General features: G+C 43.1%; 18 protein-coding genes. 4 read left to right on the top strand and 14 right to left on the bottom strand.

Annotated elements, in window-relative coordinates:
* Window positions 1-81: 81 nt before the first annotated feature.
* The 6 genes from aguB to ACH59B_RS11750 all read right to left on the bottom strand — a co-directional run bounded on the left by aguB (window position 82) and on the right by ACH59B_RS11750 (window position 6,180).
* A complete protein-coding gene (gene aguB / locus ACH59B_RS11775; RefSeq protein ID WP_025364806.1) occupies window positions 82-957 on the bottom strand; it encodes an N-carbamoylputrescine amidase in 876 nt (291 codons plus the stop codon).
* A gap of 29 nt (window positions 958-986) precedes the next feature.
* Window positions 987-2,018 (bottom strand): agmatine/peptidylarginine deiminase, encoded by a 1,032-nt coding sequence (locus tag ACH59B_RS11770; protein WP_123797174.1) that lies wholly within the window; start codon window positions 2,016-2,018, stop codon window positions 987-989.
* Between the two features lie 116 nt (window positions 2,019-2,134).
* Window positions 2,135-2,686, bottom strand: coding sequence for a phosphodiesterase (gene yfcE, locus ACH59B_RS11765; protein ID WP_025364804.1), 552 nt, complete (start codon window positions 2,684-2,686; stop codon window positions 2,135-2,137).
* Window positions 2,687-2,852: 166 nt separating this feature from the next.
* On the bottom strand, window positions 2,853-3,440 hold the full coding sequence (locus ACH59B_RS11760) for a sugar O-acetyltransferase (protein WP_025364803.1): 588 nt from the start codon (window positions 3,438-3,440) through the stop codon (window positions 2,853-2,855).
* A 156-nt stretch (window positions 3,441-3,596) separates the two neighbouring features.
* Window positions 3,597-5,012 carry a glycoside hydrolase family 1 protein gene (locus tag ACH59B_RS11755; RefSeq protein ID WP_025364802.1) on the bottom strand — a complete coding sequence of 472 codons (1,416 nt, stop codon included), beginning with the start codon at window positions 5,010-5,012 and terminating at the stop codon, window positions 3,597-3,599.
* Between the two features lie 259 nt (window positions 5,013-5,271).
* Window positions 5,272-6,180, bottom strand: a complete 909-nt coding sequence (locus ACH59B_RS11750) for an ROK family protein (protein WP_103042404.1) — start codon at window positions 6,178-6,180, stop codon at window positions 5,272-5,274.
* Window positions 6,181-6,499: 319 nt separating this feature from the next.
* Between ACH59B_RS11750 and ACH59B_RS11745 the strand changes: the two genes are divergently transcribed.
* From ACH59B_RS11745 to ACH59B_RS11735, 3 genes are all read left to right on the top strand, one after another.
* Entirely contained in the window at window positions 6,500-6,835 is a 336-nt protein-coding gene (locus tag ACH59B_RS11745) for a ribosomal protein L7/L12 (protein ID WP_103042656.1), read from the top strand.
* Window positions 6,836-6,851: 16 nt separating this feature from the next.
* On the top strand, window positions 6,852-7,331 hold the full coding sequence (gene ybaK, locus ACH59B_RS11740; protein WP_016818974.1) for a Cys-tRNA(Pro) deacylase: 480 nt from the start codon (window positions 6,852-6,854) through the stop codon (window positions 7,329-7,331).
* A gap of 89 nt (window positions 7,332-7,420) precedes the next feature.
* Complete coding sequence (locus ACH59B_RS11735) at window positions 7,421-8,611, top strand: oxalate decarboxylase family bicupin (RefSeq protein WP_017428515.1); 1,191 nt, start codon at window positions 7,421-7,423, stop codon at window positions 8,609-8,611.
* A 13-nt stretch (window positions 8,612-8,624) separates the two neighbouring features.
* Here the strand turns inward: ACH59B_RS11735 and ACH59B_RS11730 are convergent, their stop codons facing one another.
* The 4 genes from ACH59B_RS11730 to ACH59B_RS11715 form a co-directional block, all read right to left on the bottom strand.
* The gene (locus ACH59B_RS11730) at window positions 8,625-9,485 is read right to left on the bottom strand and encodes an NmrA family NAD(P)-binding protein (protein WP_103042403.1); all 861 of its coding nucleotides are present in this window, start codon (window positions 9,483-9,485) and stop codon (window positions 8,625-8,627) included.
* Between the two features lie 74 nt (window positions 9,486-9,559).
* Window positions 9,560-9,988, bottom strand: a complete 429-nt coding sequence (locus ACH59B_RS11725) for a nuclear transport factor 2 family protein (protein WP_090891206.1) — start codon at window positions 9,986-9,988, stop codon at window positions 9,560-9,562.
* A 162-nt stretch (window positions 9,989-10,150) separates the two neighbouring features.
* On the bottom strand, window positions 10,151-10,735 hold the full coding sequence (locus ACH59B_RS11720) for a TetR/AcrR family transcriptional regulator (RefSeq protein ID WP_025364796.1): 585 nt from the start codon (window positions 10,733-10,735) through the stop codon (window positions 10,151-10,153).
* Window positions 10,736-10,904: 169 nt separating this feature from the next.
* Window positions 10,905-11,624 (bottom strand): YebC/PmpR family DNA-binding transcriptional regulator, encoded by a 720-nt coding sequence (locus tag ACH59B_RS11715; RefSeq protein WP_025364795.1) that lies wholly within the window; start codon window positions 11,622-11,624, stop codon window positions 10,905-10,907.
* A gap of 189 nt (window positions 11,625-11,813) precedes the next feature.
* Here ACH59B_RS11715 and ACH59B_RS11710 point away from each other — a divergent pair, with 189 nt between their 5' ends.
* Window positions 11,814-12,578: a spermidine synthase gene (locus ACH59B_RS11710; RefSeq protein ID WP_103042402.1), complete on the top strand. Its 765-nt coding sequence runs from the start codon at window positions 11,814-11,816 to the stop codon at window positions 12,576-12,578.
* Here ACH59B_RS11710 and ACH59B_RS11705 read toward each other — a convergent pair.
* The 4 genes from ACH59B_RS11705 to ACH59B_RS11690 form a co-directional block, all read right to left on the bottom strand.
* Window positions 12,575-14,320: a proline--tRNA ligase gene (locus ACH59B_RS11705; RefSeq protein WP_103042401.1), complete on the bottom strand. Its 1,746-nt coding sequence runs from the start codon at window positions 14,318-14,320 to the stop codon at window positions 12,575-12,577. The two genes, ACH59B_RS11710 and ACH59B_RS11705, sit on opposite strands and share 4 nt — an antisense overlap.
* 323 nt (window positions 14,321-14,643) lie before the next feature.
* Window positions 14,644-15,339, bottom strand: coding sequence for an adenylate kinase (locus tag ACH59B_RS11700; protein WP_025364793.1), 696 nt, complete (start codon window positions 15,337-15,339; stop codon window positions 14,644-14,646).
* Between the two features lie 98 nt (window positions 15,340-15,437).
* Entirely contained in the window at window positions 15,438-16,481 is a 1,044-nt protein-coding gene (locus tag ACH59B_RS11695; protein ID WP_277376350.1) for a carbohydrate kinase family protein, read from the bottom strand.
* Between the two features lie 238 nt (window positions 16,482-16,719).
* On the bottom strand, window positions 16,720-18,009 hold the full coding sequence (locus tag ACH59B_RS11690) for a glycoside hydrolase family 27 protein (protein WP_031463461.1): 1,290 nt from the start codon (window positions 18,007-18,009) through the stop codon (window positions 16,720-16,722).
* Between the last annotated feature and the right edge of the window lie 88 nt (window positions 18,010-18,097).

Genomic DNA, 18,097 nt, shown 5'->3' with positions numbered 1-18,097 from the left:
CCCCGCTCGAAAAGCCGTGTGAGTTCAAAAAAGAAACATCACGGCTTAACGGCAAGGGAAATATATCTATCTGTATACAGATTATACTTTTAGATCACCATCATAGGTGGCAATCATTTTGTATAGTTCGGGACGACGGTCACGGAAAATGCCCCATTCGATCCGCCCTACTTCCAGCTCGTCCAGATCAAATTCAGCGGTAAGCACTTCCTCATCGGTACGACCAGCCTCTGCCAACTTATTCCCTTGAGGGCCAGCGATAAAGGATGAGCCGTAGAAATTGATGCTGGATTCTTCATCGGTTTCCTTTCCGATACGGTTGGAAGCAATGACTGGAATCAGATTGGAAGCTGCATGACCTAGCATGCAAGTCTGCCAGTGATCCTTAGAGTCAATGGAGGAATCTTGTGGTTCTGAACCAATCGCTGTCGGGTAAAATAAAATTTCTGCGCCCATAAGCGCCATACAGCGGGCCGCCTCAGGATACCATTGATCCCAGCACACGCCTACTCCGATTTTGGCATAACGTGTATTCCACACTTTAAAACCGGTGTCGCCCGGATTAAAATAAAACTTTTCCTCATACCCAGGGCCGTCCGGGATGTGGCTTTTGCGGTATTTACCTAACACTTCACCATCTGCATCAATAACAGCAAGACTGTTGTAACGAGCATAGTTCTTCTTCTCGTAGAAGCTGATTGGCAGCACAACCTGCAATTCCTTGGCAATCTTCTTGAAATGGTTAACCGCTTTGTTGTGCTCCAACTCAGTTGCATATACATAATAATCAGACTTTTCCTTCTGGCAGAAGTATGGAGTTTCGAACAATTCCTGCAGCAAAATAATTTGCGCACCTTGGGCTGCCGCTTCACGTACCAACTTCTCTGCTTTGCTGATATTTTCTTCGATATTGGTAGAACAGCTCATTTGAGTTGCTGCCACTTTTACTTTTCTCACCTTAGTCCTCCTTATAAATGTTGTATCGTTCAACGCTTTACAGCAGGCATCTGCTGGGTTGTACAGTGTACGTTACCGCCTTCACGGATAACTGCCATACCATCTACAGTGCGGATCTTGCGATTCGGGAATACTTTTGACAGCACTTGCTGGGCTGCAAGATCACTCTCAGCAGCAGTTCCGCCAAACACAGGCAAAATAATGCCGCCATTCACAAAGTAGAAGTTAATATAGCTCAGTGTCAGTCGGCTGTCTTCATAATCCACACGCGGCGGTTGGCCGATTTGAATCACTTCCAGCTTACGACCTTTGGCATCCGTTGCTTGCTCTAGAATACGCAGATTTTCCTGCGTGATTTCATAATTTTCATCCTCAGGATCATCACATACTTGCATAATGACCTTGCCAGGAGCAGCGAAGCAAGCAATATTGTCCACATGACCATCCGTTTCGTCGCCACTGAGTCCACGTTTTAGCCAGATAATTTTCTCGGCACCTGTATATTCGCATACGTACCGTTCTATTTCTTCTCGGCTTAATTCCGGATTACGGTTGGGATTGAGCAAGCACTCTTCGGTTGTAATTAGAGTACCTTCGCCATCTACATGCAGTGAGCCGCCTTCCATTACAAGCGGTGCATCTAACCGCGGAACTCCAAGTTTGTCCAGTATTTGCGGCGCAACCTGGTCATCCAGATCCCAGGGAGCATATTTGCCGCCCCAAGCATTAAACTTCCAGTTAATACCTGCCAACTGACCCTGCTCATCCGTCAGAAAAGTTGGACCGTTATCACGTAGCCACGCATCGCTGTGCTCTATCGGTAACAGTTCTACCCGTTCCCCGAGCTCAAGCGCTTTAACGCTCTCCAGATCATCTGGATTTACGACTACGGTAACTGGTTCAAATTCCGCCATAGCACTTACGATTTCGGCATAACCCTTACATACCTCGGCATGCATATCGGGGTAAACCATTGAAGATTTTACAGGCCAGGAAATATACGTACGTTCATGTGGCGCCCATTCAGGCGGCATCTTATAATGTGAATCCTTAATTTGCATGTATTGAAACTCTCTTTCTTTTCAGAATGTAGACTCCGCTCCTATCATACAATAATATGATCTTTGTCTCAATCGAAGCGGAAAAGTTTTAATAATTTACATTGAAATTTGAGAAATTACTTTGAAAAGGTGATTGCTTTCACCGTACTGCCATCAAAATCCTTCACGGTAAATTGTGCTCCCTCCAGCACACCATAAGAGGATGGATAGTTTTCTTTTGGCAATGCGATTGAACCAGGGTTCAGTACAAAGACCCCATTTTCCACATCTGCTACCGGAATATGAGTGTGTCCTTGAATGAATACATCACCCGCTTCAAGTGGCGGTAAATTTCCGATACTAAAACCATGTCCATGCGTGATATAGATTCGCCGTCCTTCATGGTACAGTAAAGCATAATCACCCATCATCGGAAAATCCAGCAACATCTGATCCACTTCTGCATCGCAATTCCCGCGTACCGACACCGCAATGTGAGATTTGTACTTGTTCAGCATAGAAGCCACTTCCGCTGGGTTATATCCTTCCGGTAACGGATTTCGCGGTCCATGATACATGTAATCTCCAAGCAAGACAAGACGGTCAGCTTTCTCCTCCTTGAATTTTACCAGTGCCAATTGCAACCAGTACAGCGAGCCATGAATATCTGATATAAACATTAATTTCATAGTTTTTCCTTCCTTTCTGAATAGGCCATAGTAATTTGGAAATATTCCTCTTACGTTCATTATTACATTATTCCCTGAACAAATCTGTGCAAAAATGTTTCTTTACGTTGGGTAGTTCTCTGTAAAGACGCAAAACTACAGTTCCAAATGAACTGTAGTTTTATGGTTAATTTCTTATATACTTGTGCTTGTCATCTTCGGTAATTTTACGGATGACCTTACAAGGGTTTCCTGCGGCAATCACACCAGAAGGAACATCTTTGGTAACAATGCTTCCTGCACCAATAATTGAATTATCCCCTATCGTGACGCCCGCCAGAACGCAAACATTACCACCGATCCAAACATTATTGCCCACAGTAATTGGAAATACAATTTCCAACCCTTCATTACGTTGTTCTACATCAAGAGGATGACCCGCAGTATAAAATCCGCAGTTAGGAGCAACAAATACATTATCACCGAACACTATTTTTGCCCCATCAAGCATGACTGTATTGTGATTACTATAAAAATTTTCACCGATTTCAATATTATACCCATAGTCACACACAAAAGGCTGCTCGATCAAGAATCTATCCGTTGTCTTTCCTAGTAAAGTTTTGATGAGTGTTTCTCGTTCTTCCATATTTCTAGGATGGAGCTGATTATATTCGTAGCAGAGTCCTTTAGCGTATAAACGTTCCTCAATCAACTCTTCATCATAATTAGCATTGTACAGGAGTCCTAATTGTGATTTTTCTTTTTCTGTCATCGCTTGTCCACACTCCGTTTATGTAGTTAGATTCTCGTGGTAAATGACGCTCATAAAAAAATTGGCGACCGCTTCCCCCATAATAAAGCAGAGGCGGTCGCCACGTAAAAAACATCATTATGTTTTTTATAATTTAGTTACTGGTTTATTTATAAATTAGCGTTTCAAGCTTCCACCGTTTGTGGCAATAACCTCTTTGTACCAGTGGAACGATTTTTTCCGGTATCTTTCAAGTGTACCGCTGCCATCATCATGACGGTCAACATAAATGTAACCATAACGTTTTTTAAGCTGAGCAGTCGACGCGCTGACAAGGTCGATACAGCCCCAAGATGTATAGCCCAGAACCTCTACTCCATCTTCAATCGCTTCCCCAACTTGAACCAAATGATCATTCAGATAGTTGATCCGGTAGTCATCTTCAACCGTTTTTTCACCTTTTTCATTGGTGATAAGCTCGTCCACAGCGCCCAGACCATTTTCAACGATGAACAGTGGTTTTTGGAAGCGATCATAGAATGTATTCAGCACATACCGCAGACCTTGAGGATCAATTTGCCAGCCCCACTCACTTGCCTCGAGATGCGGATTGCTCACCCCACCGAGGATGTTACCTTCACCTTTGACTTTTTTAGCTTCGTCTGCAGTCTCACAAGTACTCATGTAATAGCTGAACGAGATAAAATCAACCGTATGCTTCAGATCTTCAGCATCACCTGGCTCAAAATGAATAGAGATTCCGTTTTCTTTGAAGAAACGTTTCATGTAACCTGGATATTGACCTCTTGCATGAATATCGGCAAATGCCATGTTTCTGTGATCAAATTCCATTGCTGCAATTACATCGTCTGGATTAGGTGTCAGCGGATAAGTAGGCATACTCAGTACCATACAACCAATTTTGAAATCAGGATTAATCTGATGACCGATTTTTACCGCTCTTGCACTCGCTACCAGCTCATGGTGAATCGCTTGATAAAGATCTTGTTCACTAAGTTGATCTTTTGGTGTGCTAATCCCGCCACTCATGAAGGGTGCTTCAAGAATGGAGTTAATTTCATTGAATGTCAACCAGTATTTCACTTTATCTTTGTAGCGATTAAATACAGTTGTTGCATAGCGCTCATAGAAATCAACAAGCTTACGGTTTACCCAACCATCGTATTCTCTGGACAAATGTAGAGGTGTTTCATAGTGAGATAATGTAACGAGTGGCTCAATGCCATATTTATGAAGTTCATCAAACAAATCATCATAAAATTGCAAGCCTTGTTCATTAGGTTCCAACTCGTCACCTTTAGGGAAGATACGTGACCAAGCTATGGAAGTACGGAACACTTTAAAGCCCATTTCTGCAAAAAGTTTGATATCTTCTTTATAATGATGGTAAAAATCAATACCAATCAACTTCATATTATCTTCTGTTGGTACATCCGTAACCGGCCCCCAACCACCACGAGGAGTTACATCCTGAATGGACCAGCCTTTTCCGTCTTCTTGATAAGCGCCTTCGAGCTGATTAGCAGCAACTGCTCCGCCCCACAGGAAATCTTTTGGAAACTGAGTACTCATATTTTCTCCGCCTTTGCTGATGTTTTTTCATTAACTAGGACATAAACACGTTACCTCTACGCTAATGTTTATAAAGTACTTCTAATTGAATCTTAAGGTTTGTAACGCGTTTCATGTCAAGTATTATTTTAAAAACTTGCAGAGTCTATAATCGTATTATCTCCAATACTTACTTCCATATTTATAACAACGTCCCCACCCATTTATCCGTTAATTACCAATTGTAACTGGGTGAGCTATTCTTCAAAGCGGAAGGCCTCTATTTTCTTTTTTCCACCAATTGTAAATTGTAGGTCAGGCTTTCAAGGGTAACTGAAATCAACCCATACATGTATTCATCGTGCGTATCGTTTTTTACAAAAATCTCAGGCATATGTTCTTTGGGTACATCTTTAAGACAGCCGTTATAAATATCATCCAACAGTGCTGGCTTAGATAACTCTCCAGTCAAAGCGATCGATACAGGGTCTATAATCGCAATAATGGATGTTATCGTTTTGATCGCCAAAGGAACAAATTCCTGTGTGCTATTTAACTGTTTAAGCTGTTCCTCTCTCGTTATGCCAAAGGGTAAAAAGGAAACTTCCCCAGCAAATTTGGTATTTCCTTTTAACAAATGTCCATCGACAATAAAACCCGCTCCCGGAAAATTATCCTTGGGAAACGTAACAATAGCGAAGGTTTTGTCCTCATCATAATTTTGCATGTTATAAAATCCATAGACGGTCAGATGCATATCATTTTCAATGGTGACTTCTAACCCGTATTTATCTTGAAGGCGTGGTCCTACAGGGACTCCTATCAGCAGATCAAGATCACAGACATCAATAACCCCTTGATGAACAACCCCCGGAATGCCAATACCAACGGCTTTGACGTTTCCATAGGTATGAATTAGCTCTCCGACTTGGACATCTATGACTTCATAATCAATATGCGGCACAACGGATGTATTCTCTGCGATAATATCGCCAAGCATATTGGCCACAGCATAAGTAAGAGAATGTACTCCTCCTTCTGTTTTCACAGTTAAACAAATAATATAGGAATAATCAGCGTTATATTTGTACCGTCTAGCCGGGCGACCGCCACTCGACTCTTCCAATTCCATCTCTAATACTTCTCCGGTTTGAAGAAGCTCATTCAGAATATTCCCACAGGTTGCCACACTAAGTCCTGTAATACTGGCTATAGACGACTTGGTTGCAAATTCCTTGGATTTCAGTGTGTTTTTAACTAGCTCTACATTAATTCGTTTGACCCGAATGGTATTATTGGAGACTGGTTGTATTTGAATACACCCCTTTTGAAGTGATTATTAAAAGGTTAATAATAAGCTGTAATATAACGCCCGGTCTGCAATAAGTCAATTTGCACAACCCGTACGCAAGAATATGATTCTCCATTCGATTAGTCGATCATCATGATATACTATGGATAAGAGACAAAAATTTAGTGATAAAACTAACAAGAAAAGGGAGATTCTATTGGCAACTAGCGAATATGTAGCAATCATTGCGTTGATCCTCTCCGTCATACTTTTGTTCAAAGTCTACCGTCTTCAATCTCGACTTAATGACCTGAAATCCGATGTGGAGCGTCTTGAGAACCGTTCAGGACCAACGGAAACATCGATGTCAATTACAATTACTCCCCCTCCTCCACATTTCCTAGACGCAGAAGCTTCAAAAGAAATCAATCAAAGGCTGCTTCTACTGATCAGGGAAGGAAATAAGATTCAAGCCATAAAAGAGTTAAGAACTGCTAAGGATCTTTCTCTTAAGGATGCAAAAGATTATGTAGATCATTTGGAAAAACTTTAAGAAAGGAAGAATTAAAATGAGTGTCAGCAAAACAAACGCCATGCGCATATTAGACGGGCAACACATCCACTACAATATTTTGAGTTATGACCATCAAGATGGAAAAATAGACGGTATGAACGTAGCCGAAAAGATCCAAAGAGCACCGGAATCCGTTTTCAAAACCTTGGTTGCACATAGCAAACAAAATCTGTTTGTTTTTGTGATTCCTGTACATAAAGAGCTTGATCTCAAAAAGGCTGCCAAATCTGCGGGAGAGAAAAAAATTGAAATGCTTCCTGTTAAGGAGTTGCAAAAGCATACAGGATATATTCGCGGTGGCTGCTCTCCCATAGGAATGAAAAAGCTCTACCCCACTTATATCGACCAGCCCGCAGTTGAACTGGAAACGATCGTTGTAAGCGGCGGGAAAATTGGAACTCAGCTGGAACTGAGTCCGCACGATTTGGCTCAAATCATTCAAGCACAGTTTACAGATCTATCGCACACGGTATAAAACTCATCATGTCATCATAAAATCTTTATGCGTATTTTCTCTTAATCCTATGCTTCATCATGCTTCAACCTAGAGAGGAAGATCAAATGATGCATAATGATTGCTCAAAGAAAGTCGGAATCCCCCAACCCATCAGAAGTGATGGTGCAGGGGGCATCGACAAGGGTCCACGTGATGTGATGAGGGATTTACAAAATCCGGATATGCTGGTTCCTCCCGTAACGGACAATGGTCTCATACCGAATATGCGGTTTTCTTTTTCAGATGCTCATATGCAGCTTAATCATGGTGGGTGGTCAAGAGAAGTTACAGTAAGGGAATTACCCATTGCCACAACTCTTGCCGGAGTGAATATGAGTTTGACACCGGGCGGTGTCCGTGAGCTTCACTGGCATCAGCAGGCAGAATGGTCTTATATGCTGTTAGGAAGTGCACGTATTACAGCAGTTGACCAAGATGGACGTAATTTTATTGCTGATGTGGGCCCAGGCGATCTCTGGTACTTTCCACCGGGCATCCCGCATTCTATACAAGGCCTTGAAGAAGGCTGTGAGTTTTTGCTGGTTTTCGATGATGGCAGTTTTTCCGATCTGAACACCTTATCCATCTCAGATTGGTTCGCCCATACTCCCAAAGAGGTGCTTTCTGCAAATTTCGGGATTCCAGAAACCGATTTTGCAGCCATTCCTCAAGACCAAGTCTACATCTATCAGGATTCCGTTCCCGGTTCAATCCAAAGTCAAGCGGTTCCTTCTCCCTATGGGACGTTGCCCCTATCCTTTAAGCATGAATTACTAGCTCAGCCCCCGATCAAAACACCAGGCGGAAGCGTACGGATCGTCGACTCCTCCAATTTTCCGATTTCCAAAACTATCGCAGCTGCCCTGGTTGAGATTGAACCCGGAGCCATGCGAGAGATGCACTGGCACCCCAATAATGATGAATGGCAATACTACCTTGCAGGGCAAGGACGGATGACTGTCTTTGGCGGTAATGGTGCAGCACGTACATTTGATTTTAGGGCCGGGGATGTTGGATATGTGCCTTTTGCTTATGGTCATTACATTCAAAATACTGGCTCCAGCACACTATGGTTTCTTGAAATGTTTAAAAGTGACCGTTTTGCAGATGTGTCCTTAAATCAATGGATGGCTCTTACGCCTACAGAACTGATTCAAAGTAATTTACACGTTGGTTCTGATGTAATCTCTAATTTACGAAAGGTCAAATGGCCCGTCGTCAAGTATCCTGGTTACTCTTATGACCCTAAAAATAAATAAAGGAATCACTTCGTCATGATGTCTTCCAGCTGTTTCCGTGGCTCAGGACAAACTGCTCAAATGAGACCGGACAGCGTCCAGTGACAAGCTTAACGGTATCAGTCACTTGGTCTTCACTTCCGTTTTCACGTATCCTTCTATCCAATCCTGCCAGCATATCTGCATATTCTTCAGGCATTCCAGCGCGAACCATGCCCGCTTTCAACTCTTCATCAGACAAAGAGATATGCTGGATCGGTTGGACTGTTGATTTCCCAATAATTTCAGCCACTTCGTTATATGTTAGTGTTTGAGGTCCAGTGATGACATGAGCTGTGTTGTGTGGTTTATCGTCAATAAGAGCCCTCACTCCCACTTCTGCAATGTCATCTGCACTTACGAAGCCTATTCTCCCGTTTTGGGTTGCACTATAAATGGCCTTGTTGTTTTTGATCGTTTCCACATGCTGGCCTTCTGTGAAATTCTCCATAAAGTAGGATGGCTGTAATACAGCCCACTCTGGAGCTAATCTACGAAGTGCTTGATGCACAGGTCCAAATACTGGCCCGTCCTCAGGCACAGATGCGCTGCCTAAAAGCACGAATCTTTGAACTCCTTCTCTCAAGGCCCTCTCAATAAAAGGAATCATCACTTTGGCGGGATTGACGTCCAACACAGGTACTACCAAATAAATTTTATCTACATTCATCAGCGCCTGTGTATGTGTTGATTCATCATACCAATCAAAATATACATAATCTGTCCCTTCCCAATTGCCGGGCTTAGTACGCCCTGCCAAACGTACTGGATACTGAAGTTGCGTAAGTTTGGCAGCTACACGACTGCCTGTTTTGCCGTTTGCCCCTGTAATCAACGTTATATTTCTGTCTTTCATAAAATTCAACTCCTATTTAAATTTTTTATCTTAGTCTAGATTTTCATATCCCCATGAGGCTTGAACTTTTTCATTCATGATTCCAGGGCTTCAAGAGCTACCAAAGGGTTCCAGTAATCTTTGTAGTGAGTAATTTTTCCGTTCTTCAACTTAATAACAGAAATGTAGGTTTGATTATACGGTTTACCTGTGCTCACAGCCTGCGCCTCACAGGCAAATTCGGCCACGAATAAATCCGGGTCCGTTGTCGTATGGATAATTGGTGAAGAGAAATCCTGAATCCGAAGCATATTAGGAAATTCCTTAATATACTCGTAAATCGCTGCTTTGCCTTGAAGCATTTGTGCAAAATGCTTAGGCGCATAAGGGAACTCGAAAACAGCGTGATCATCAAATAATGAAATCCATTGCTCCATATTTTCTTCTAACATGTTGCTCATAAATTTATGCATGACTGCTTGCGCTTGCTGTTTTGCTTTGTCGGTATTCGGATTGATTGTCATGGTAGACACCTCGCATAATTATTTTTAGTTCCTGCTTAAAACAAATTCAAGACAGAAATTAAACATAAGAATTCTAGATTGATCAGTCTATAATACTTAAAAAAATTTGACTAATCGGTCTAGAATATTCAAAAAATAAACGCTATTAAGCGTTCATAAAGATCACTCCAAAATCGACAGCGTCGTACGCACAATATCTCTAAGCACCTCAGGGCTTGCGCCTGTCTTGGCGGTAAATGTCAGCGATAGTCGGGCATGATTTAGAAATCTGGCGATTGACAACAGTTCAGATTCCGTAGCATGAATCTCCCCCTCACTTTGGGCGCGGACTAGGGCGTTGTAGAAAGCAAGTTCAAGCTTTTCTGTGTTTTCAGTAATAAAAGCTTTGATCTCATGATGATGCGGAGCCTGTTCAATAGCACTGTTCATAATAAAGCATTCCTTCGACAGCCTCTTATCCATCAGGACTCTAACAGATTCATTAAAAATCATCGCTATTGCATCCTTAATGCTCCCAGGTTGACTGAGCAGATGTACTACAGCTTCGGTTTTGTCACGTATGTAAAGCTGAATAGCCGAAAAAAACAAATCATATTTCGTGCCGTAGGTATCATAAAGACTCTGCCGCGCTATACCCAGCTGATCCAGTAAAATGGTCAGAGAAGTTCCCTCATACCCATGCTCTCCAAATACAGCCATAGCTTTTCGCAGAACACTTTCAGTATCAAATTCTTTAGCTCTTCCCAAACCTCATGTTCACCTCCTTGCTTATGATTATAATTTTTACAGACTGATCAGTCAAGAAAATAAAATTGATTTTATATAATTTTATTCACAAAAAACCATCGTACCGAAATACGATGGTTTAGGAATGTTTATTTTATCCAAACGCTCAGGTGTAAATGATGCAATCCGACTATTCCTCAGAGTCTACGTTATGGTAAACCTGCTGAACATCCTCCAAATCTTCTAATGCATCAATCAATTTATCAAATTGAGCCTGTGCATCTTCTGGAAGAGTAATATCATTTTGGGCAAGCATGGTGAGCTCGGCAACGGTAAACTCCGTTACTCCTGCCTGCTTGAAAGCTTCCTGAACAGCATGGAATTGGTCAGGTTCTGCATATACGATGACAGCTTCATCTTCTTCGATGATGTCACGAACCTCGACATCTGCCTCCATCAACAGCTCCAGCACTTCATCTGGAGTTTTACCCACCAGACCAATAACTGCTGTTGAATCAAACATATAGGCTACAGATCCGCTCACGCCCAGGCTACCGCCATTTTTAGTAAAAGCAGAACGCACATCTGATGCTGTACGGTTTACGTTATTGGTCAGTGCATCTACAATGACCATGGAACCGTTCGGTCCGAAACCTTCATAACGAAGCTCTACGTAGTTTTCATCGCCAGCACCTTTTGCTTTTTCAATAGCACGGTCAATGATCGCTTTCGGTACATTGTACGTTTTTGCACGTTCTAACACGACTCTTAGGACCCGATTGGATTCAGGATCAGGCTCGCCCTGTTTGGCTGCCACATAAATTTCCACGCCAAATTTAGCATATATACGACTCGTATTAGCATCCTTGGATGCCTTCTTTTCTTTAATGTTATTCCACTTACGTCCCATAATATCCCGCTCTCTTCCTGTATGAATATACACAACGAACTTCATTATATCCTTGTATATTATATCTCCTAAAGGACATACGAACAAGTTCAAACACTCCGTTATGGAAAAATAAACAATTCTGCCTACAATCCTCCTCATCTATGGACAACAATCCTATGAATGTCTAAGATGAGGAGGAAGTCTGACTTGAAGGAGATTATTCACTTGGATGTCTTATATAAAAAGTTGAGCAATAACCATGAAATCACGGTATATGAAACCACGGAGCTGTATGGTGAAAAGGGGTTATTTCGTGTGATGGAATTTTCAAATGCGGCTGTCCAAGGTGCGCTAGATTTGAATCATCCGCAACGCATTCTGTTCGAATATCCCAGAGCAATCATCCATCTTATGGAGCTGAACGATCCGTCATTTGAAGACGTGTTTGTTATCGGGCATGGTATAGGCACGATTGCGGGTCACTTTACAGATAAACGCTTTAAGATTGCCGAGCTGGATTCGCAAGTGGTAGAATTCAGCCGAACATTCTTTGGGTACGACCAGAACAATGTGACTATTGGCGATGGACGTCGCATCCTGGAGAAGGAGACCCCGGATGCTTATGACTATATTATATTGGACGCCTTCACGGAGCAGGGTACACCCTTGCATTTAGTATCCTGGGAATTTTTCAAGATGGCTAAAGAAAAGCTGGATTCCGAAGGATCGCTAATTATGAATGTAATGGGCAAAAGTGAACACGATCATCTAGTCCATGCCATTCACACAACGTTGTGTGAAGAATTCGCCTATGTCACAACATTCTCTCTACCATCGGAAGGCGTTGCCGACATTCAAAATATCATTATGATAGGTCGAGACAAGCCCATTCGTTTTCAGGCACGTCAGATGGCGGACTTTCATGAGATTACACTTGGAGAAGGTCATATTCTGCGGGATACAGATGCTTAGTGTTGTATGAGACTCAATATTCTTCTCTCTATATCATGGATATGAATCGACTCTTTGTTGCTGTTTCTTCGCTCTACGAATTCTACTTTTCCGTGTTCAGCATCTTTACCAACGACGATGCGCACGGGAATACCTACTAAATCTGAATCTTTAAATTTAACTCCTGGACGTTCGTCACGATCATCTAGAAGAACCTCTATACCGCGATCCTGTAGTTGGCTGTATAGCTCCTCGGCTATTTGCATCTGAAGCCTGTCTTTCACTGAAATCGGAATGATATGAACCTGAAACGGAGCCAGTGCGTGGGGCCATATCATTCCGTTCTGGTCATGATTCTGCTCTACAATGGCGGACAGGATTCGGGAAATGCCAATACCATAGCAGCCCATAATCATCGCTTGATCGGTTCCGGACGCATCTAGAAAGGTCGCCCCTAGCTTCTCACTGTACTTGGTGCCCAGTTTGAATACGTGTCCAATCTCAATTCCACGGTGGAGTTCCAATTTCCCTTCGTCACATCGAGGACATCTATCCCCTTCTATAACATTGCGCAAGTCTGCCACATGCCGAAGATCCATATCACGCCTTGGATTCACATGCCGATAATGGTAGTCCTGCTCGTTCGCGCCTGCAAGACCTCTGGACATCTGAACAACGGCGTAATCCACCCACACAGGGATTGTCAAGCCGCATGGGCCTATGGACCCGGGTGGGGTTCCAGTCACCTTTGTGACGGTGTCTGCATTTGCTATTTCGAATTTTTCACTACTTAAAATTTGTTTGACTTTTACTTCGTTGACCTCATGATCTCCCCTGACAACTACAGCAATAGGTTGATCGTTAGCCATATAAATCAATGTTTTGATGATTTCTTGGAGCTCTATGTGAAGGGTATCAACCAGTTGTTCTATGGTCCGCAGACCTGGAGTATACAGTTTTTCCATTTCATCTGTATCGATAGAAGGATGGCTGTCATGTTCATTTTCATCGGAGACAGAAGATATTCCTATGCTCCCCGTAGAACGTGGCTCTGCCTTTTCAAGATTGGCAGCATAATCACAGCAGGTACACGCCACTATGGTATCCTCTCCTATATCAGCCAGCGCCATAAATTCGTGGGTTTCACCTTCACCACCAATAGCACCAGCATCTGCTTCGACGGCGCGAAAATTCAGACTGCAGCGGGTGAAAATACGTTGATATGCCTGGAACATGGCCCAATAAGTGTGATCTAGTCCCTCCCAATTGGCATCAAACGAATAGGCATCCTTCATCAAAAATTCTCTGCTGCGAAGCAACCCAAACCGAGGACGTCGTTCATCCCGAAACTTGGTTTGAATTTGATACAGTGTTACAGGCAATTTCCGATAGGAATTCACTTCATTTCGTATTAAAGACGTAATGACCTCTTCATGTGTAGGCCCTAATGCAAACTCCCGATCATGTCGATCTTGCAGACGCATCAGCTCTGAACCGTACACATCGTATCTCCCCGATTCTTGCCACAGTTCCGTTGGCTGTAATACAGGCATCAGCAATTCTCCAGCTCCTGCACGATCCATCTCATCTCGTACAATTTGTTCCACTTTTCTGAGTACCCGTCTGCCCAGTGGCATATAGGTATACATTCCAGCCGCCAATTGGTGGATAAATCCTGCCCGCAGCATAAGCTGATGACTAATCACTTCGGCCTCTGCAGGTGCTTCACGCAAGGTTGTCAGTAATAATTGGCTTTGGCGCATGTGTGGCTTCCTCCTTGTAAGAACGATAAAATGTACGCAAAAAAGACACATCCGTCAGGGACGAATGTGTCGTGGTACCACCCTTCATTTGACCGTAACCATATTCGGTACGGTCCTTCTTTAGATAACGGCATCTGGCCGGTAACGGTTTATCTTACGCACCGCTACAGCTCGCAAGGCAGGAAAACGTTCATTCGCGGCGAGAAACCTTTCAGCCCATGGGTTTCTTCTCTGTACAGCGGGCAATTGAACCTTTGATCCTTGGTCTACACTATTCCTATATATTACAATTTTCACCACTTTACACGAAACGCAGATTCAAGTCAAGGAGATAATTGTCTATCTGGGCTCAGCCAAGGACATGAACGATATTTAGATTTTAAGATAATCAAATTCCTTTCATTACCATATTGCAAAATGAGCGGCCAGATTTTAGGACGGATACGCCTGCGAAAACCTAGAACAAATCGGACAAACCGAGGTGAAATATCCCAAATACGAACGGCTTCTTGCTCTACTCCTTTGGGTAGCTCCTTGGAAAATAAAAAACGGTTAAGCGAACGCGTGATAACACCTGATATCGCCTCAATCGTGCTGACATCCATTACGATGATTGTGTCGGAACGCTGGAGTCGCTCGGTAAAATAACGTTCATGATAATTCCCTTCGATAATCCACTCTTCCCCTTGCAGGACTTCACCCAGCTGTTTATGAAATTGTTTGTCTGTGCTCCGCTTCCACTCCGGTCCCCAATACAAATCATCCAACGAAATATACGGCAAATGAGTCCACATCGACAGTCGTTTGGCCAAAAAAGTCTTGCCGCTCCCCGGTGAGCCTATTATGATAATACGTTTAGCATGCTGCACAGCTAGAAGCTCGTCACTCACTTCCCCACGTAAGGTTAGCGTTGAATAGATCAGTCGATATAGAAATCCTACTGCCAAAGCCCCTCCCTTTAAAAGCAAATAAAGAAGAAACAGCGGCAGAAAAACAATAGCGTATTTCACACTGTCCATCAGACAACCTGCCCCTTTTATACATTCAATATTTGAGTTCATTACATCTGTGAAGCTCTAAATACACGCTGTTGTAGGTTAAGTGTTCTCTTCTTTACTTATGTATTTTTCTTTTTAAAATACACACCCTTAAAAAATACAAAATTTTGCGAATGTGTGCCATACAACTCCTGGAACCTAGAATGGAGTTTATTCACAGAAATGGTGTCTGAGACTGTCCTATCCGTTTGTATGGTTAAGTCGACACAACTGATTCCAAACTGGCACACTTGCTCCATAGGATAACCTTGGGTAATTCCATAAATCATCCCGGCAATAAAAGCGTCATCTGCGCCTGTGACATCAATGACCTGTTGAACTGGAGGGATAGGGATTTGTCCATGAGTTCCATCCTGAGAAGCAAACAACACATGCTCAGCACTGCAGATAATAATGACATTTTGAACCCCTAGTTTGTGAAAAACTCGAGCTGCGTCCAATATCTGCTGGTCATCTTTAAGTTCCAGTCCCAAATAAGCTTCAGCCTCTTCCGGTTGGCATACTAGCCATTCCACCCCATGTAAATTTCGGGGAAGCTTTCTCATCTTGGAAGCTGACACCGATGAAACGACAAGGGGAACCTGATGTTCCTGACAGACATGTATGGTGGCCGCTATTACGTTCATAGAGAAATTAGTGTCCAGCAGAACAAGTCGGGACGAGGCGATTAAAGGAATATTTTCAAAAATTACTGAAGGACGAATCTGATCATAAATCTCCATTTCTGCTGTCGCTACAATCATCTCACCATGCTCGTTTAGCAAGGCAGTATAAACGCCAGTTGACGACTCACCTTTGACTTGAAGAGGAATCACATGCATGTAACGGCTAGACTGTTCGATGATAAATTCGCCTTCCGCATCATCTCCAACTGCGGTTAGCAGGCTGACCCGTCGGCTCAACCTCCCTAAATTTTCAGCTACATTCCGTGCTACCCCACCGCAAGATTGCAGCCTAGTGCTGCTCGGATTGGAGGTGTGAAGCTGAAATGTACCCTTAACCATGATTTTACGATCCAGATTTGCCCCTCCTATACACAGTATTTGTTCACTAGAGGGCCAAGGCTCGTCCTGTTCATTTTTGTGAATTTTTTTTAATTTCATCATTTGACTCCTTTCTCGACTCTATTCGGCTAGAATGATTTAAATTTGTGCAGAAATAGGCACTCTATAAACCTAACATGTTCTAAATGTCAAATTCCCAAGAATCATGTCGAGTCCGTTAAAATATCAAAAAGTTACACATGCTAAAAAAGTCACCTCATCGTAAAGATACCCTCCACTTTACGATAAGATGACTAGAACTGAACTTGCAGCTTAGATCCTTCTTCCTAGCATCCTGTTATTTTATAGAGAATAGAGCAGCTCCATGAGGGGGTAAATCTGCGGACAGTTCCTGCACTATAACACCTAAATCCACATGGTTCCACAAGTCTCTGGCACTTGCCTGCCCTTCAATTCCAAGCTCCTGTAGGGATACACGGACTGTTGAAGCTTCATCTCCAACATTAAATAAAGCCGCATATACGTGACCTTCCTCATTGTGAGAAGTCCAAACGATATGTTCATCCTTTCTGTAGACCTGTCGCGCATTCACACCGTTGTGATGAACATCGAGCACTTCTTTGTTCGTCAGCAATGAAAGTGTCCATGCGTCATTATCACGCAGTTCTCCTCCGAACATCAGTGGAGACCGGAAAATGCTCCATAAGGTCATCATCGTCAGCTGCTCATCCTTCGTAAAGCGTGTCCAACGATCATGACTGCCGGAATCTACTGAATCTACCGAACGAATTCCCAGATGCCCCAGTGGCAACATGTCGCAATCCGGCCAGTGACCTGGACCTACATGTCCCGCCCATTTCTCGCAACGCTCGAACATACCATGCAGTAAAGGCCATACATCCCAGAAATCATCAGTCATACGCCACATATTCGCATTTGCGATTAAATCAGATGCATGTTCCAGCGGTGCGGGACCAGGCGAAAGACTTAACACCATCGGACGTCCGCATTGGGCGATAGCCCGCTTAATCAATTCGATTTCCGCCAAATGAATACCATAGAGACGTGATGCAGCAATGTCATCTACTTTGACAAAATCGACACCCCATTCCGCATACAGGTCAAACAAAGAATTATAATACTCCTGTGCGCCTTCCTTGGATGCATCTACCCCATACATATCTGTGTTCCAAGGACAAATAGAGTTAGGATGTGCAATTTGTCTGGCCGTAGCTGTAGTTCCCAAAATCGGGGTATCCTGATGAACCGCCTGTCTAGAGATGCCCCTCATAATATGTATCCCGAATTTCAATCCCAAACTATGCACATATTCTGCAAGAGCATGGAACCCACGACCGTCTGCTGCCGAAGGGAACCGATTCACCGCTGGAATCAGACGTGAAAATGAATCCATTTCCAATGGAACAAATGGTCGGTACTGTGAAGATACTGCTCCCGACTCATACCATTGAATATCCACCACTACATATTCCCATCCATACTCCTTCAGGTGCTCCGCTATATATTGAGCATTTCCCCGTACTTCCTCTTCCCTTACTGCTGCGCCATAGCAATCCCAGCTATTCCATCCCATAGGTGGTGTATGCGCTGTCAAAAGATGTTCCATTGAATTCATCCTTTCATCTGTTAGGCCTCAACCTGTTACCGCAAATCTCATCAACCCCACAATACCATTATAATGTAACCCCTTACTT

It is taken from the genome of Paenibacillus sp. DP01 (genome assembly GCF_044784315.1).
Taxonomy (GTDB): domain Bacteria; phylum Bacillota; class Bacilli; order Paenibacillales; family Paenibacillaceae; genus Paenibacillus; species Paenibacillus polymyxa.
Note: the sequence above shows the minus strand (reverse complement) of the source record. Positions and strands in the feature narration are given on the sequence as shown.

Bases quoted from the DNA above. Each gene is read 5' to 3' on its own strand.
- ACH59B_RS11770 (WP_123797174.1), bottom strand. From the start codon at position 2,018: ATGCAAATTAAGGATTCACATTATAAGATGCCGCCTGAATGGGCGCCA.
- yfcE (WP_025364804.1), bottom strand. From the start codon at position 2,686: ATGAAATTAATGTTTATATCAGATATTCATGGCTCGCTGTACTGGTTG.
- ACH59B_RS11760 (WP_025364803.1), bottom strand. From the start codon at position 3,440: ATGACAGAAAAAGAAAAATCACAATTAGGACTCCTGTACAATGCTAAT.
- ACH59B_RS11755 (WP_025364802.1), bottom strand. From the start codon at position 5,012: ATGAGTACTCAGTTTCCAAAAGATTTCCTGTGGGGCGGAGCAGTTGCT.
- ybaK (WP_016818974.1), top strand. From the start codon at position 6,852: ATGAGTGTCAGCAAAACAAACGCCATGCGCATATTAGACGGGCAACAC.
- ACH59B_RS11735 (WP_017428515.1), top strand. From the start codon at position 7,421: ATGCATAATGATTGCTCAAAGAAAGTCGGAATCCCCCAACCCATCAGA.
- ACH59B_RS11730 (WP_103042403.1), bottom strand. From the start codon at position 9,485: ATGAAAGACAGAAATATAACGTTGATTACAGGGGCAAACGGCAAAACA.
- ACH59B_RS11725 (WP_090891206.1), bottom strand. From the start codon at position 9,988: ATGACAATCAATCCGAATACCGACAAAGCAAAACAGCAAGCGCAAGCA.
- ACH59B_RS11715 (WP_025364795.1), bottom strand. From the start codon at position 11,624: ATGGGACGTAAGTGGAATAACATTAAAGAAAAGAAGGCATCCAAGGAT.
- ACH59B_RS11705 (WP_103042401.1), bottom strand. From the start codon at position 14,320: ATGCGCCAAAGCCAATTATTACTGACAACCTTGCGTGAAGCACCTGCA.
- ACH59B_RS11700 (WP_025364793.1), bottom strand. From the start codon at position 15,339: ATGGACAGTGTGAAATACGCTATTGTTTTTCTGCCGCTGTTTCTTCTT.
- ACH59B_RS11695 (WP_277376350.1), bottom strand. From the start codon at position 16,481: ATGAAATTAAAAAAAATTCACAAAAATGAACAGGACGAGCCTTGGCCC.
- ACH59B_RS11690 (WP_031463461.1), bottom strand. From the start codon at position 18,009: ATGGAACATCTTTTGACAGCGCATACACCACCTATGGGATGGAATAGC.